General features: G+C 64.4%; 16 protein-coding genes. 11 read left to right on the top strand and 5 right to left on the bottom strand.

The window, feature by feature from the left end; all coding sequences use genetic code 11:
* The coding region (locus ACZ1A1_RS18925; RefSeq protein ID WP_463621134.1) for a porin at positions 1 to 486 on the top strand (486 nt) is incomplete at its 5' end.
* Between the two features lie 141 nt (positions 487 to 627).
* Here ACZ1A1_RS18925 and ACZ1A1_RS18930 read toward each other — a convergent pair.
* On the bottom strand, positions 628 to 1,506 hold the full coding sequence (locus ACZ1A1_RS18930; RefSeq protein ID WP_463621135.1) for an alpha/beta fold hydrolase: 879 nt from the start codon (positions 1,504 to 1,506) through the stop codon (positions 628 to 630).
* Between the two features lie 162 nt (positions 1,507 to 1,668).
* Positions 1,669 to 3,738 carry a lytic transglycosylase domain-containing protein gene (locus ACZ1A1_RS18935; RefSeq protein WP_463621136.1) on the bottom strand — a complete coding sequence of 690 codons (2,070 nt, stop codon included), beginning with the start codon at positions 3,736 to 3,738 and terminating at the stop codon, positions 1,669 to 1,671.
* Positions 3,739 to 4,059: 321 nt separating this feature from the next.
* Between ACZ1A1_RS18935 and dapA the strand changes: the two genes are divergently transcribed.
* Both dapA and smpB read left to right on the top strand, forming a co-directional pair.
* Positions 4,060 to 4,944: a 4-hydroxy-tetrahydrodipicolinate synthase gene (gene dapA, locus ACZ1A1_RS18940; RefSeq protein ID WP_313195840.1), complete on the top strand. Its 885-nt coding sequence runs from the start codon at positions 4,060 to 4,062 to the stop codon at positions 4,942 to 4,944.
* Position 4,945: 1 nt separating this feature from the next.
* Positions 4,946 to 5,425 carry an SsrA-binding protein SmpB gene (gene smpB, locus ACZ1A1_RS18945; RefSeq protein ID WP_313195839.1) on the top strand — a complete coding sequence of 160 codons (480 nt, stop codon included), beginning with the start codon at positions 4,946 to 4,948 and terminating at the stop codon, positions 5,423 to 5,425.
* Positions 5,426 to 5,443: 18 nt separating this feature from the next.
* On the opposite strand, the gene ACZ1A1_RS18950 is transcribed toward smpB, so the two are convergent.
* The 3 genes from ACZ1A1_RS18950 to ACZ1A1_RS18960 form a co-directional block, all read right to left on the bottom strand.
* On the bottom strand, positions 5,444 to 5,911 hold the full coding sequence (locus ACZ1A1_RS18950; RefSeq protein WP_463621137.1) for a hypothetical protein: 468 nt from the start codon (positions 5,909 to 5,911) through the stop codon (positions 5,444 to 5,446).
* Positions 5,912 to 6,089: 178 nt separating this feature from the next.
* Positions 6,090 to 6,623, bottom strand: coding sequence for a GNAT family N-acetyltransferase (locus tag ACZ1A1_RS18955; protein WP_463621138.1), 534 nt, complete (start codon positions 6,621 to 6,623; stop codon positions 6,090 to 6,092).
* 49 nt (positions 6,624 to 6,672) lie between these two features.
* Entirely contained in the window at positions 6,673 to 7,248 is a 576-nt protein-coding gene (locus tag ACZ1A1_RS18960; protein ID WP_313195836.1) for a LabA-like NYN domain-containing protein, read from the bottom strand.
* A gap of 408 nt (positions 7,249 to 7,656) precedes the next feature.
* Here ACZ1A1_RS18960 and rpoZ point away from each other — a divergent pair, with 408 nt between their 5' ends.
* From rpoZ to era, 8 genes are all read left to right on the top strand, one after another.
* The gene (rpoZ, locus tag ACZ1A1_RS18965; protein ID WP_415213179.1) at positions 7,657 to 8,058 is read left to right on the top strand and encodes a DNA-directed RNA polymerase subunit omega; all 402 of its coding nucleotides are present in this window, start codon (positions 7,657 to 7,659) and stop codon (positions 8,056 to 8,058) included.
* Positions 8,059 to 8,166: 108 nt separating this feature from the next.
* On the top strand, positions 8,167 to 10,395 hold the full coding sequence (locus ACZ1A1_RS18970) for a RelA/SpoT family protein (RefSeq protein ID WP_415213180.1): 2,229 nt from the start codon (positions 8,167 to 8,169) through the stop codon (positions 10,393 to 10,395).
* Between the two features lie 169 nt (positions 10,396 to 10,564).
* Positions 10,565 to 10,717: a DUF3563 family protein gene (locus ACZ1A1_RS18975; protein WP_463621139.1), complete on the top strand. Its 153-nt coding sequence runs from the start codon at positions 10,565 to 10,567 to the stop codon at positions 10,715 to 10,717.
* Between the two features lie 111 nt (positions 10,718 to 10,828).
* Positions 10,829 to 11,404: a DUF2062 domain-containing protein gene (locus tag ACZ1A1_RS18980; RefSeq protein ID WP_415213181.1), complete on the top strand. Its 576-nt coding sequence runs from the start codon at positions 10,829 to 10,831 to the stop codon at positions 11,402 to 11,404.
* Positions 11,401 to 11,811, top strand: coding sequence for a holo-ACP synthase (gene acpS, locus ACZ1A1_RS18985; RefSeq protein WP_119258839.1), 411 nt, complete (start codon positions 11,401 to 11,403; stop codon positions 11,809 to 11,811). Before ACZ1A1_RS18980 ends, acpS begins: the two co-directional genes overlap by 4 nt.
* A gap of 72 nt (positions 11,812 to 11,883) precedes the next feature.
* Positions 11,884 to 12,654, top strand: coding sequence for a signal peptidase I (lepB, locus tag ACZ1A1_RS18990; protein WP_409530073.1), 771 nt, complete (start codon positions 11,884 to 11,886; stop codon positions 12,652 to 12,654).
* Positions 12,651 to 13,364, top strand: a complete 714-nt coding sequence (gene rnc, locus ACZ1A1_RS18995) for a ribonuclease III (RefSeq protein WP_313195831.1) — start codon at positions 12,651 to 12,653, stop codon at positions 13,362 to 13,364. Before lepB ends, rnc begins: the two co-directional genes overlap by 4 nt.
* A 69-nt stretch (positions 13,365 to 13,433) precedes the next feature.
* On the top strand, positions 13,434 to 14,378 hold the full coding sequence (gene era, locus ACZ1A1_RS19000) for a GTPase Era (protein WP_463621140.1): 945 nt from the start codon (positions 13,434 to 13,436) through the stop codon (positions 14,376 to 14,378).
* Positions 14,379 to 14,393: the final 15 nt, after the last annotated feature.

Here is a 14,393-nt window from a genome sequence, read left to right on the forward strand (position 1 = left end):
ACCGGCAAGCCGCACGACGCCGCTGACGCTTCTGCCGGTACTCACCACGACCTCGGCGTTGCCGGTACGGTTGGCTTCTCCCTCGGTGGCGTAAACCTCGACATCCTCGGCGGTTACGACAACTGGGCTGAAGAAGGCGCAATCCGCGCCATCCTGTCGGCTGACCTCGGCCCGGGCACCTTCCAGCTCGCTGGCATCTGGGCTTCCGATCCGAACGACTACTGGGCTGCTTCCGAGTGGACCGTTGCTGCTTCCTATGCCTTCAAGGCAACGGAAAAGCTGACGATCACCCCCGGCGCCCAGTACTTCGCCAACGTCAACGACGGTGCCGGCTTCTCCAACGACGACATGTGGCGCGTTGGCCTGACGGTTGGTTACGAAGTCGTCAGCGGCCTGAACGTTCTCGCAACGGCTGACTACAACAAGGTCAACCACGGCGGTGAAGACTCTACCCGCGGCTTCCTCCGCCTGCAGCGCGACTTCTAATCTGAAGTTGAGCTAAAGATTGACCCGCAGCCTCTTTGAGGCTGCGGGTTTTTCGTTATGAGCGCATAACAATGTGATCTTGAGGCAGAGCCTCACCCGCTGAAGTGTGCGTTGATAGAGAGCCGGATTTGAAGGCGCCGCCTATGAATGGCGATCCAGAAAAGCCTTTATCCGCGGAAACAGGCTGTCGTGATGCAGCAGTGGAGCGTGGCCTTGGCCTTCCGCGGTGAGCGTCTCGACATGCGGGCCATGGGCCTCCATTTGCTCCAGCGTTTTTTCTGAAAACAGCCGCGAATGCTCTCCCCGCACCACGAGCAGGGGCCTTTGTGCCAGCAGGTCGAATTGCGGCCAGAGCGTCGGCAGTGGTTTGCTGAAATCGATGACCTGGAGTTGATCGGCCAGTCTCGGGTCGTGGTCGGCGACGATGCGGCCGTCCTTCTCTCTGTAAATGGCGTCTGCCATCTCCAGCCAGTCCGCCCTTGTGAGGGCGGGGAAGGTGGGGCCGTGGATGCGGGCAAGTGCGTCGGCGGCGGTCTCGAAGGTTGCCGGTAAGGTGCGGTTGGAGAGATAGTCACGGATGTCCTTGAGCCCTTCGGCTTCGATTTCGGGGCCGATGTCGTTGAGGACGGCGGCGGCGATCAGGTCTGGCTGTACCGTCGCCATGATATGCAGGATGAGGCCGCCGCGCGAAGTGCCGACGAAGAGAGCCCGGGAGATGCCGAACGCGGTGCAGGCGGCGATGACGTCCTGGCATTCGGTCGCGACGTTATAATTGGCGGTGTTCTCGTCCCAGGCGGAAAGGCCGCGGCCGCGATAGTCGAGCGCGATCACCCGCCGGGGGCGGGACGCGCCGTTCGAGACGAGAAGCGCGAACTGGTGAAAATCGCGCTCATTGCGGCTGAGGCCCGGCAGGCAGATGACAGGGAGGCGCGTTTCACCACCCGGCGCGGCCGGATAATCCCGGGCATGGAGCTGCAGCCCGTCGGGGGCGGAAAGGAAGCGGCTGGTATAGTCCGTCATGCGATGGCCTCTTGATTTCAACGCAGACTAGAGCAGTTCGTGCGGCGCTGTGAAGCCGTTCGGCCATTGATCCGCGCAATCGCAGCAGGGCGGTACCTTGTTGTGAGTGGAAGGAGGATGCACTGGCCGCAGGCGCGGCAGGGTGGCTATGCGCTTTGGAATTCAGCGCCCCATGCTCAGGTCGTGAACGATGTCGGCCTTCTGGCCGAGGCGGGTCTTGTAGACCTGATAGTTCTCCATGACGCGCTGCACATAGCTGCGGGTTTCGGAGAAGGGGATGCGCTCGATCCAGTCGACGACATCGTCGACCGGCTTGCCGCGCGGGTCGCCGTAACGGGCGATCCACTGCGGCACACGGCGCGGGCCAGCATTGTAGGCGATGAAGGTGAGGACGTAGGAGCCGCCGAACTTGTCGATCTGCTCGCCGAGATAATGCGCGCCGAGCGTCGCATTATAGGCGGCGTCCGTCGTCAGCCGCTCCTTGGAATAGGCAAGGCCGTAGCGCTTGGCGACGCCTTCCGCCGTGCCGGGCATGAGCTGCAGCAGCCCTTGCGCATTGGCGGCGGAGACGGCGGCCGGATTGAAGGCGCTTTCCTGCCGCGCGATGGCATAGGCGAGCGCCTTGCCGGAGCCGGCTATATTAGCGCCATCCGGAATGACGCCGATGGGGAAGGCGAGCGCCGCCACATCGATACCGCGGCCAAAGGCGATCTTGCCGATCTGCAGGGAAAGCTGGTGGTTGCCGTCCTTCTCCGCGTCGGCGGCGAGGAGGGCGAGTTCGCCGGGGCTCATCAGCTCGCCCGCGAGCGCCCGGTAGAGGCTGTCGGCCCGCCAGCCATGGCCGGCGGCCTGAAGGCGGGCGATGGCCTGCACGGCCTCGCGCTGGCGAAAGCTTGTGCGCTCCTCTGCCGTCGGCGTCGGATAGGCGACATTCAGCGTCGTGCGGCCGAGCCGGGCGGCGGCAAGCTGGCCGTAGAAGGTGCCGGGAAAGTTCGCGGCCTTGGCGAAATAGTCCTTCGCATCGCCCGAGGCGCCCTTTTCCGCCGCGCGCCCGAGCCAGTACCAGGCGCGGGAGGCGGAGATCGGCCTGTCGGAGACCTGCAGGATGCGCTGGAAGTGCTTTGCCGCGGTCTTCGGCTCGCCGAGATCGCGCAGCGCATACCAGCCGGCATGGAATTCCGCCTCCACGATATCGGCCGGATCGTCCGCGCCGTGCCGGGCGGCGACGCGATAGGCATCACGATAGTCGCCAAGGTCGGCAAGCCCGCGGCTGACGATGCGCTGCTCGTTCCACCATGCGCCCGGATTGACGAGCCGTGCGGGATCCTCCGGCATGGCGGAAAAGAGTTTCGCGGCCGCGCGGTAATCTTCCCGGTTCCGCAGGTAGCGGATGCGCAGATAGGTATAGGCCGGGTCCTTCTGCCAGCTCGCATCCACCGCCTTGATGAGGTCGCCGGCATTCCGGCTCTTGCGGATGACGGCCGCCCAGGCGCGGTAGAAGGACTGTGCCTTGCCGAGATCGCCGAAACGCTGCGCCTGGTCGGCGCGGTCGCGGTAAAGCAGCATCTCCATGCGGGCCTTGTGGTCCGCGACGGTAAGAAGCATGCCGAATTCATCGAGGATCTGGCTTTCGAGGTCCTTGGTGAGCGCCTCCTTCTGCCAGAAGGAGTGCAGGATCTCCGTCGCGCGTGCCGTCTCGCCGGAGGCAACGAGCGCGCGGGAAAGCACGATGGCGCCCTCCGCCGTTTCCGGGCGGGTGGTGCCGAAGGCGGCCAGCACGTCGGCGACCGGCGGGTTCTCGCGGGCAAGCGCCCGCTCGGAATGGCCGCGCAGCGCCTTCAGGCCCGGCCAGCCCTTGAGCTCGCGCTGGGCGCTGGCGATTTCAAGCGAGGGAACGCCCCGCTGGCCGGAAACGGCGATGGCCCAGGTAAGGATATGCCGATCGAGGCTGCCGGAAGGAAGGCGGTCGCGCGCGGCGATGGCGGCGGCGGGATCGCGATTGGAAAGCGCATCGAGCCCGGCGCTGAGGTCCGGATTGACCGGCTGCAGGGCCTCGGCGCGCGGAATGGCATTGGTGATCACCTCGGGGGAGGGCATCTCGGCGGCGAAGCCGAGCGGCTTGATCTCCGGCACGGCGGAATTATCCGCCTCGACGGGCGAGGAGCGGAGCGCAAGGGTAGCCGCTCCGGCAAGCAGCAAGGCGCAAAGGGCAAAACCGTTTCTCGAGATCATGCTACGTCCCGGATGCCTGGCAGGCGGCGCATGGACCCTCGCTTTCCGCCTGTTCTCCGACAAACATTAACCCTTCGTTGCCTTAACGAAACCTTAACCGCGCCTCTCACCAATCCGTGAAGGCCGCCGGTTCTCAGGCGACGGATGAAGCAGCGTAACTATTCGTGCGGGCATGCGGATTTCCGCCTTGATCGTGCATGAAAACGCCCGTCGCGCGCTTGCCGCATCCCTGTCACATGATTATTGTGCGACCGTTTTTAACCACGGAATACGGCCAAAGCATGTATGCCCTTGCGGCGGCTCTGGCCTCAGGAGTTCTCGATGTTCAAGGGATCCATTCCCGCTCTCGTCACCCCGTTCACGGCTGCCGGCGCCGTCGATGAAGACGCCTTTGCCGCGCATGTGGAATGGCAGATCGGCGAAGGCAGCCACGGTCTCGTGCCCGTCGGCACCACCGGCGAATCGCCGACGCTGTCGCATGACGAGCACAAACGGGTGGTGGAACTCTGCATCAAGGTTGCCGCCGGCCGCGTGCCCGTGATCGCCGGCGCCGGCTCCAACAACACCAAGGAAGCGATCGATCTCGCCCAGCACGCCGAAAAGGCCGGCGCGGACGCGATCCTCGTCGTCACGCCCTATTACAACAAGCCGACGCAGAAGGGCCTCTTCGCGCATTTCTCGGCCGTCGCCGAGGCCGTGAAGCTGCCGATCGTCATCTACAACATTCCGGGCCGTTCGGTGATCGACATGACGCCGGAAACGATGGGTGCGCTGCACAAGGCGCATCCTTCGATCATGGGCGTCAAGGATGCGACGGGCAAGATCGAGCGCGTTTCCGAGCAACGCATTGCCTGCGGCAAGGGCTTCGTCCAGCTTTCGGGCGAGGATGCCACCGCGCTCGGCTTCAACGCCCATGGCGGCGTCGGCTGCATCTCGGTCACGGCCAATGTCGCCCCGCGGCTCTGTGCCGAGTTCCAGAAGGCGACGCTTGCCGGCGACTATGCCAAGGCGCTGGAATACCAGGACAGGCTGATGCCGCTGCATAAGGCGATCTTCCTGGAGCCGGGCGTCTGCGGCGCGAAATACGGCCTTTCGCGCGTGCGCGGGATGAACCGCACCGTCCGCTCCCCGCTCGTCTCCTCGCTGGAGCCGGCCACGGAGGCGGCCATCGACGCGGCGCTGCGCCACGCCGGGCTGTTGAACTGACATGGCGACGAAAGCGCGTCCGACAACGGTCAAGAAGATTGTCGCGGAGAACCGCAAGGCCCGCTACAACTACGAGATCGTGGATACCTACGAGGCCGGTCTCGTGCTGACCGGCACGGAGGTCAAGTCGCTGCGCGAAGGCAAGGCGAATATCGCCGAATCCTACGCCTCCGACGAGGATGGCGAACTCTGGCTGATCAATTCCTACCTGCCGGAATACCTGCAGGCGAACCGCTTCAACCATGAGACGCGACGGCGGCGCAAGCTTCTGCTGTCGCGCCGCGAGATCCATCGCCTGCGCGTCGCGATCAACCGCGAGGGCATGACCCTCGTGCCGCTGAAGATCTATTTCAACGACAGCGGCCGGGCCAAGCTCGAACTCGCGCTCGCCAAGGGCAAGAAGCTGCACGACAAGCGCGAGACGGAGAAGGAACGCGACTGGAACCGCCAGAAGAGCCGCCTGCTGCGCGAACGCGGCTGATCCAGCCTCCGGCCTTCCTCAGAACTGGTTGTAAAGCTGGTTGATCACCGACTGGCGGGCGGCGAGCGCAAGCTGCTCGTTGCTCGCGGCCGCCGGCACGTCCGGCGAGGGCGCGGGATTGGCGCTCGGCGTGCGCGCGGTCAGGAACGACGACATCAAGGCATCGAGATCCGTGCTTTCGACGGCAAGCCGCGTGCTCGGCCTGCGCTCGGCGGCAAGGTGCGCATCCGCCGTCGCCTGCGTGGCGGGGATGGCGCTGGCGGGCTGGGCCGAAACGCCCGGCTGGCCGTTCGGCGCATAGAGGAAGGCGAGATCGCCGATCTCTTCCACCGCATCGGAGGGCGTCGAAACCGTCGTCACCGGCTGAGGCCGGGACAACGCAGCCAGGGCTTCCGCTGCTGCGGGGCGGCTTTCGGCGATGCGCGATGCGAGCGCGCTCGATGCGGCCCGGTAGCTGTTGCCCGAAAGCGATACTGCGTCCACCATTTTCCGGAAATCCTGATGCGAAGTGATTGTAGGCTTTTGGAATATCAGCAGAGTCTTGCAGAACGTTAACGGGCAATGGCGGCATTTGATTCAATGTTTAACGAACGCTGAATATGCCGGATTTCCGGGTTCATGGCGGAGCTTGGAAAGGGAAAGGCCGATGCCCTGCTGTGTGTGGCTAGCGGCCGCCCCATTCGCCGCGCGTCACCTCGTACCAGACATCGCCTTGCTCGCTGCCGGCAATCGGGTCGGGATAGTCGATATGGTCGGTGCGCGTGTATCTCATGCCCACCTTTTCCATCACGCGGCGCGAGGCACGGTTCACCGCCATCGTGGTCGCGACGATCCTGTCATAGCCGCCCTGTCCGAAACCCCAATCGACGAGGGCCATGGCCCCTTCCGGGGCCAATCCCTGTCCCCAGTCCTCCCGGCGCAGGCGATATCCGAGTTCGGCAAGGGCCTCGCCCTCCGGCCAGAGGCAGAACCATCCCACGAAGGCGCCATCGGCCGTGCGCCGCGCCGTCCAGACATGAGGTTCCGTTCCCTCCGGCATGAGGAATGTCGCAGTCGGATATGCCTGCGCCCGGTCGACGGCATGGCCGCCATTGAGGAAGCGCATGACCTCGGGGTCGCGTTCGAGGGCAATGAAGTCGTCGCGGTCATCCGGGCGGCAGGGGCGGAGCGTCAGCCGCGTCGTCTGCAAGACAGCCATTTCCGCGCACCCCCTCCGCTGGCCATTTGAAGAGGCGGAGCCCCCCGCTTCAATCCGCGACGGTTTCCACCGGCTCGGCCGTGCGCTGCGGGCGCTCCGACGGGTCGCGGCCGATCTCGGCCTTCAGCGTGCCGAGGTCGATGAAATAGTCGGCCTGGCGGCGCAGGTCGTCGGCGATCATCGGCGGCTGGGTCTGCATGGTGGAGACGACGGAGACCTTGCGGCCCCTGCGCTGCAGCGCCTCGACGAGCGTGGTGAAGTCGCCGTCGCCGGAGAAGATGACGAGGTGGTCGACCGTCTCGGACTGCTCCATCGCGTCGATGGCCAGCTCGATATCCATGTTGCCCTTGATCTTGCGGCGGCCGAGCGAGTCGGTGAATTCCTTGGCGGGCTTGGTGACGACCTTGTAGCCGTTATAGTCGAGCCAGTCGATCAGCGGGCGGATGGAGGAGTATTCCTGGTCCTCGATGAGAGCGGTATAGTAGTAGGCGCGCAGCAGGTAGCCGCGCTTCTGGAAGGCCTTCAGAAGCTTCCTGTAGTCTATGTCGAAGCCGAGTGTCCTGGACGCCGCATAGAGATTTGCACCGTCGATGAAGAGGGCGATTTTCTCGCGGGGGTCGAACATGTCGCGCAATCCTTTAAATAGAAGTTGAGGAAAAGGGTTGGGTTTCAGCCAATTGCCGTTCGCCCGGTGCACATTCCGGTTGAATTACCTATTTTTCATATACTATTCATTTAGGGCAGCCGCCGCCGCTTTCCAAGCAAATCTAGGTTGCGCCGTTCAATTTTGTCTCCGGCATCGTTTCAGTAAATTCAATGACTTCCGAATTGGGGAATAGTTCCCGCGCTTTACCCGATTTGTCCGATATTTCGCCCAGCCGCCTTCCCTAGCGGGAGGCATCAATCAGAAGTTATATGGGCAGCCTTACCAGACGCTCCGCCGGGGCCGCAGGAAGGAAAAACTTGAATTTCCGGCCCGATCCCTGTATCGGGCATGCAAACTCCTGAAATTCTCGATCACAAAGGACAGGCAATGGCCCGTGTCACCGTTGAAGATTGCATTGACAAGGTAGACAACCGCTTCGAGCTGGTTCTTCTTGCAAGCCATCGCGCCCGCCTCATCTCGCAGGGCGCCGCCATCACCATCGACCGCGACAACGACAAGAACCCGGTCGTCGCGCTGCGCGAGATCGCCGATGAAACCCTTTCGCCCGACGACCTCAAGGAAGACCTGATCCACTCGCTGCAGAAGCATGTGGAAGTGGACGAGCCCGAGCCCGATCCGGCAAGCCTCTTGGCCGAGGACGCTGCGACCGTCACCGTCGACGAGGACGAGGACCAGCCGGAAACCATCGCCTTCGACCGCATGTCGGAAGAAGAGCTCCTTGCCGGCATCGAAGGCCTCGTTCCGCCGGAAAAGAGCGACGATTACTGATTTCGGTAACTTACCGAAACCTTTGCTGTTGCGAATGCCGGTGCGCCCCTTCTAAGCTGGGGCGCACTTTTTTTTGCCCTGCGGGAGCGGGGAGAAAGCCGACCGAGGATGATGCGTCAATATGAACTCGTCGAGCGGGTTCAGAAATACAAGCCCGATGCCAACGAAGCCCTGCTGAACAAGGCCTATGTCTATGCCATGCAGAAGCATGGGCAGCAGAAGCGGGCGAGCGGCGACCCCTATATCTCGCATCCCCTCGAAGTCGCCGCCATCCTGACGGACATGCGCCTCGACGAATCCACCATCGCGGTGGCCCTGCTGCACGACACGATCGAGGACACCAGCGCCACGCGCGCCGAGATCGACGAACTGTTCGGCGAGGATATCGGCGCGCTGGTCGAGGGCCTCACCAAGATCAAGAAGCTCGACCTCGTCTCCAAGAAGGCCAAGCAGGCCGAGAACCTGCGCAAGCTGCTGCTCGCCATTTCCGACGACGTGCGCGTGCTCCTCGTCAAGCTCGCCGACCGCCTGCACAACATGCGCACGCTCGACCACATGTCGCCGGAAAAGCGCGCCCGCATCTCCGAGGAGACGATGGACATCTATGCGCCGCTCGCCGGCCGCATGGGCATGCAGGACATGCGCGAGGAGCTGGAGGACCTGTCCTTCCGCTACATCAACCCGGAAGCCTACGAGACCGTCAGCCGCAAGCTGGAGGAGCTTTCCCGGCGCAACGAGGGCCTGATCCGCAAGATCGAGGAGGAGCTGCGCGAGCTGCTGGTGACGAACGGCCTCGACGAGGCGCTGGTCAAGGGCCGGCAGAAGAAGCCCTATTCCGTCTTCCGCAAGATGCAGTCGAAGTCGCTGTCCTTCGAGCAGCTCTCCGACGTCTATGCCTTCCGCATCCTCGTCGGCGACATTCCCGCCTGCTATGCGGCGCTCGGCATCGTGCACACGCGCTGGCGCGTCGTGCCGGGCCGCTTCAAGGACTATATCTCGACGCCGAAGCAGAACGACTACCAGTCGATCCACACGACCATCGTCGGCCCCTCGCGCCAGCGCATCGAGCTGCAGATCCGCACCAAGCGCATGCACGAGATCGCCGAATACGGCATCGCGGCGCACTCGCTCTACAAGGACAAGGAAACGGCCGGCGCGGAAGAGGCGCGCTCGCCGCGCTCCAACGCCTACGCCATGCTGCGCCGGACCATCGAGGCGCTCGCCGAGGGCGACAACCCGGAGGAATTCCTGGAGCACACCAAGCTGGAGCTCTTCCAGGACCAGGTCTTCACCTTCACGCCGAAGGGCCAGCTCATCACGCTGCCGCGCGGGGCGACGCCCATCGATTTCGCCTATGCGGTGCATACCAATATCGGCGACACCTGCGTCGGCGCCAAGATCAACGGCCGCATCATGCCGCTCGTCACCCGCCTCAACAATGGCGACGAGGTCGAGATCATCCGCTCCGGCATCCAGGTGCCGCCGCCGGCCTGGGAGGAGATCGTCGTCACCGGCAAGGCGCGCGCGGCCATCCGCCGCGCGACCCGCGCCGCCGTGCGCAAGCAATATTCCGGCCTCGGCTACCGCATTCTGGAACGCACCTTCGAGCGCGCCGGAAAGCAGTTCTCCCGCGACGGGCTGAAGCCGGTGCTGCACCGCCTCGGCCAGAAGGAGGTGGAGGATGCCATCGCCTCCGTCGGGCGCGGCGAGCTTTCCTCGCTCGACGTGCTGCGCGCCGTCTTCCCGGATTACCAGGACGAGCGCGTGACGGTGAAGCCGAGCTCGGACGATGGCTGGTTCAACATGCGCAGCGCCGCCGGCATGGTCTTCAAGCTGCCGGGCAAGAACAAGGCGGCGCTGGAGCGCGAGGAGGGCGAGGCCGGCCCCGACGCGCTGCCGATCCGCGGCCTTTCCGGCAATGCCGAGGTGCATTTCTCCGCCGGCGGCGCCGTGCCGGGCGACCGAATCGTCGGCATCATGGAAAAGGACAAGGGCATCACCATCTACCCGATCCAGTCGCCGGCGCTGCAGAAGTTCGACGACGAGCCGGAGCGCTGGATCGACGTGCGCTGGGACCTCGACGAGGCCAACAACACCCGCTTCATGGCGCGCATCATGATCAATGCGCTGAACGAGCCGGGCACGCTGGCCGAGGTCACGCAGACCATCGCCACCAGCGACATCAACATCCGCTCCATGTCGATGGCGCGCGTGGCGGCCGACTTCACCGAGGTGCATATCGATCTTGAGGTTTGGGACCTGCGCCAGCTCAACCAGCTCATCGGCCAGCTGAAGGAGCTGCAGTGCGTTTCGACGGTCAATCGCGTCTTCGAGTGACGGGTCCCATGCAAAAATGCGGCAACCTGCCTCGATTGAGGCAGGTTTGCCCAACATTTGACCAGCCGTTATGCGTGATTTGCATGGCTGTATTGGGATAGTGTCGCTGGTGCGAAACGGCGGCTGATCCTATCTTCTGCATCGGGAGGTAACCGAACGAGGTTTACCAATGTTGAAGCAGATCAAGAATTTCACCCGCGCCCTGCGCATCCCGAGTGCCGCCGACCGCGAGACGGCCTACCTGAACGGCGCCATCGACCGCATCGACCTGGAATACCGCCAGCGTCAGATCGACCGCGGCCTCTTCCGCAAGTCCTACTAAGGCTCCGGCTTCCCGTGTGGCGCAGATTGCTGCGCCACGGCGGCTGCCGTATCCGGCGCCATGACGGCGCCGCCATTGAAATGCCACCAACGGATCGGCTATGTCTGGACGATGTTGTTCCGACGCCGAAAGAAGGCTTCCTGGCCCGAGCGACTGCGCGAATTCTTCTGGCCGCGCAAGGGGTTCTCGCGTCCCGCGCGTTACCTCGCCAAGCGCATCCTGCGCCTTTCCGCTTCGCCCCATGCGATCGCGGCTGGGGTCGCGGCCGGTACTTTCTCCGCCTTCACGCCGCTGCTCGGCTTCCATGTCATCCTCGCCCTTGCGCTCGCCTACCTGATGGCCGGCAATCTCGTTGCCGCGGCGCTCGCCACGACCATCGCCAATCCGCTGACCATCCCGCTCATCGCCCTTGCGACCTTCCGCGTTGGCGAGGTGCTGCTCGGCATCCGCTCGGGCGAGGCGATCAGCGCGGCCGACCTCTTCCACCGCATGGAGCATCTGCAATTCTCCGAGCTCTGGCATCCGGTGCTTGAGCCGATGCTCGCCGGCGCGCTCGTCCTCGGCGGCGGCGCGGCCTTCCTCGCCTATGGCGCGACCCGCCTTGCGGCGCGCTCGGTGACGGCGCGGCGTCATGCCCGCCTTGTGAAGCGCGCGCCCGTCCTTTCCCATGGAGACAATTCCCTATGATCATCGGCATCGGCAGCGACCTCATCGACATCCGCCGGGTGGAGAAGTCGCTGGAACGCTTCGGCGAACGCTTCACGGAGCGCTGCTTCACCGAGATCGAGCGGGCGAAGTCCGATGGGCGCCGCAACCGCGCGGCCTCCTACGCCAAGCGCTTCGCCGCCAAGGAGGCCTGTTCCAAGGCGCTCGGCACGGGGCTGGCGCAGGGCGTCTTCTGGAAGGACATGGGCGTCGTCAACCTGCCGGGCGGCAAGCCCACCATGCGGCTGACCGGCGGCGCGCTCGAAAAGCTGAAGCAGCTCCTGCCCGAGGGGCACGAGGCGCGCATCCACATCACCATCACCGACGATTTCCCGCTGGCGCAGGCATTCGTGATCATCGAGGCGCTGCCGGCCGGAACGTCCGGCTAGCCGGCGTTTCCCCGTGTGTCTTTTTGACCGACACGATTTCCAACAGGCAACCTTTCCTCTATAGAGAGCCCCATGTTTGCAAATAAGGACAAGTCCGGCGTGGCAGAGAAGACTGATAAGGCCCAGAGCGGCCTGTGGGAAAACGTCAAGGTCATCATCCAGGCGCTGCTGCTCGCCGTGGTGATCCGCACGCTGCTCTTCCAGCCCTTCACCATCCCCTCGGGCTCGATGATGCCGACGCTGCTCGTCGGCGACTATCTCTTCGTCAACAAGTTCTCCTACGGCTATTCGAAGTATTCGCTGCCGTTCTCGCCGAACCTGTTCTCGGGCCGCATCTTCGCCAGCGAGCCGAAGCGCGGCGACATCGTCGTCTTCCGCTTCCCGCCGAACCCCGACATCGACTATATCAAGCGTCTCGTCGGCCTGCCGGGCGACCATGTGCAGGTCAAGGACAGCGTCCTCTACGTCAACGGCCAGCCCGTGCCGCGCGAGCATGACGGCTTCTTCCGCGCCGACGACCAGTACGACACCGGCGAGGACGTACCGGTCTTCCGCGAGACCATGGACAACGGCGTTTCCTACGACACGCTCGATACCCGTCCGGGTACCGTCGGCGACAACACGCGCGAGTTCATCGTGCCGGAAGGCCATTATTTCATGATGGGCGACAACCGCGACAACTCGGCCGACAGCCGCTTCGACGTCGGCTTCGTGCCGGCCGAGAACCTGATCGGCCGCGCAAGCCTCATCTTCTTCTCGCTGGGGCACGACACGTCGTTCAGCGAAGTCTGGAAGTGGCCGACCAACCTGCGCTGGGACCGCCTCTTCAAGGTCGTTGAATGAAGGGCGCCATACCGCTGAACGACGCGAACCGGAAAGCCCTCGAAGAGCTGATCGGCTACGTCTTCACCGACAAGGACCGTCTCGACCGGGCGATCACCCATGCCAGCGCCCGGCCCGGCAAGGGCAGCAATTACGAGCGGCTGGAATTCCTCGGCGACCGGGTCCTCGGGCTCTGCGTCGCCGAGATGCTGTTCCGCACCTTCCGCGAGGCGAAGGAGGGCGAGCTTTCCGTCCGCCTCAACCAGCTCGTCAGCGCCGAGAGCTGCGCGGCGGTCTCCGACGACCTCGGCCTCCATCGCTTCATCCGCACCGGCGCGGACGTCAAGAAGCTCACCGGAAAAGCCATGATGAACGTCAGGGCCGATGTGGTAGAGTCGCTGATCGCCGCGATCTATCTCGACGGTGGGCTGGAGGCGGCGCGCGGCTTCATCCTGGCCAACTGGGAGGGCAGGGCCGCCCGGGCCGAAGGCGCGCGGCGCGACGCCAAGACGGAATTGCAGGAATGGGCGCATGCCCGGTTCGGCGTGACGCCGAACTACCGGGTGGACGAACGCTCCGGACCGGACCACGACCCGCGCTTCACCGTGACGGTGGAGATCAGGGGCGTGAAGCCGGAAACGGGCACCGACCGCTCGAAACGGGCCGCCGAGCAGGTGGCCGCGACGAAGATTCTGGAACGCGAAGGCGTCTGGCCCAAGGGCGGCGCCTGAGGCGATTCCGGCAGGAGCCGTAGGGCTTTGCGCCCGCAATTGCCTGAAAACACAAGATTGACGGACACCATGACCGAAGAAAACCAGACCCCCGCCGAGACCGGAACGACCGGTGAGGGCGCGACCCGCTCGGGCTTCGTGGCGCTGATCGGCGCGACCAATGCCGGCAAGTCGACGCTCGTCAACCGCCTGGTCGGCGCCAAGGTGTCGATCGTCAGCCACAAGGTGCAGACGACGCGCGCCATCGTGCGCGGCATCGCGATCCACGACAACGCCCAGATCGTTTTCATGGACACGCCCGGCATCTTCAAGCCGCGCCGCCGGCTCGACCGCGCCATGGTCACGACCGCCTGGGGCGGCGCCAAGGATGCCGATTTCATCATGTTCCTGATCGACAGCGAGCGTGGCCTCAAGGGCGATGCCGAGACCATCCTGGAAGGCCTGAAGGAAGTCCGCCAGCCGAAGATCCTCGTCCTCAACAAGGTCGACCGGGTGAAGCCGGAGGACTTGCTGAAGCTGACGGCGGCGGTGAACGAGGTCGTCAAGTTCGAGCGCACCTTCATGATCTCGGCCCTCAACGGCTCGGGCTGCGAGGACGTGATGGACTACCTCGCCGCCGCGCTGCCGGAAGGTCCCTGGTACTATCCGGAAGACCAGATCTCCGACCTGCCCATGCGCCAGCTCGCCGCCGAGATCACCCGCGAAAAGCTGTTCCTGCGCCTGCACCAGGAGCTTCCCTATTCCTCGCATGTCGAGACGGAGAAGTGGGAGGAGCGCAAGGACGGCTCGGTGCGCATCGAGCAGGTCATCTATGTCGAGCGCGACAGCCAGAAGAAGATCGCGCTCGGCAAGAACGGCGAGGCGATCAAGGCGATCTCCATGGCCTCGCGCAAGGAGCTGTCGGACATCCTCGAACAGCCCGTACACCTCTTCCTCTTCGTGAAGGTGCGCGAGAACTGGGGCGACGACCCGGCCCGCTTCCGCGAAATGGGGCTGGATTTCCCGACGTCGTAGTTGGGGGAAGACCCC

The sequence above is a fragment of the Shinella sp. R2-11 genome, assembly GCF_055330205.1.

Coding starts and splice junctions, on each gene's coding strand:
- ACZ1A1_RS18930 (WP_463621135.1), bottom strand. CDS start 1,506: ATGACGGACTATACCAGCCGCTTCCTTTCCGCCCCCGACGGGCTGCAG.
- ACZ1A1_RS18935 (WP_463621136.1), bottom strand. CDS start 3,738: ATGATCTCGAGAAACGGTTTTGCCCTTTGCGCCTTGCTGCTTGCCGGA.
- era (WP_463621140.1), top strand. CDS start 13,434: ATGACCGAAGAAAACCAGACCCCCGCCGAGACCGGAACGACCGGTGAG.
- ACZ1A1_RS18970 (WP_415213180.1), top strand. CDS start 8,167: ATGATGCGTCAATATGAACTCGTCGAGCGGGTTCAGAAATACAAGCCC.
- acpS (WP_119258839.1), top strand. CDS start 11,401: ATGATCATCGGCATCGGCAGCGACCTCATCGACATCCGCCGGGTGGAG.
- ACZ1A1_RS18960 (WP_313195836.1), bottom strand. CDS start 7,248: ATGTTCGACCCCCGCGAGAAAATCGCCCTCTTCATCGACGGTGCAAAT.
- lepB (WP_409530073.1), top strand. CDS start 11,884: ATGTTTGCAAATAAGGACAAGTCCGGCGTGGCAGAGAAGACTGATAAG.
- ACZ1A1_RS18950 (WP_463621137.1), bottom strand. CDS start 5,911: ATGGTGGACGCAGTATCGCTTTCGGGCAACAGCTACCGGGCCGCATCG.
- ACZ1A1_RS18955 (WP_463621138.1), bottom strand. CDS start 6,623: ATGGCTGTCTTGCAGACGACGCGGCTGACGCTCCGCCCCTGCCGCCCG.
- ACZ1A1_RS18980 (WP_415213181.1), top strand. CDS start 10,829: ATGTTGTTCCGACGCCGAAAGAAGGCTTCCTGGCCCGAGCGACTGCGC.
- smpB (WP_313195839.1), top strand. CDS start 4,946: ATGGCGACGAAAGCGCGTCCGACAACGGTCAAGAAGATTGTCGCGGAG.
- ACZ1A1_RS18975 (WP_463621139.1), top strand. CDS start 10,565: ATGTTGAAGCAGATCAAGAATTTCACCCGCGCCCTGCGCATCCCGAGT.
- rnc (WP_313195831.1), top strand. CDS start 12,651: ATGAAGGGCGCCATACCGCTGAACGACGCGAACCGGAAAGCCCTCGAA.
- rpoZ (WP_415213179.1), top strand. CDS start 7,657: ATGGCCCGTGTCACCGTTGAAGATTGCATTGACAAGGTAGACAACCGC.
- dapA (WP_313195840.1), top strand. CDS start 4,060: ATGTTCAAGGGATCCATTCCCGCTCTCGTCACCCCGTTCACGGCTGCC.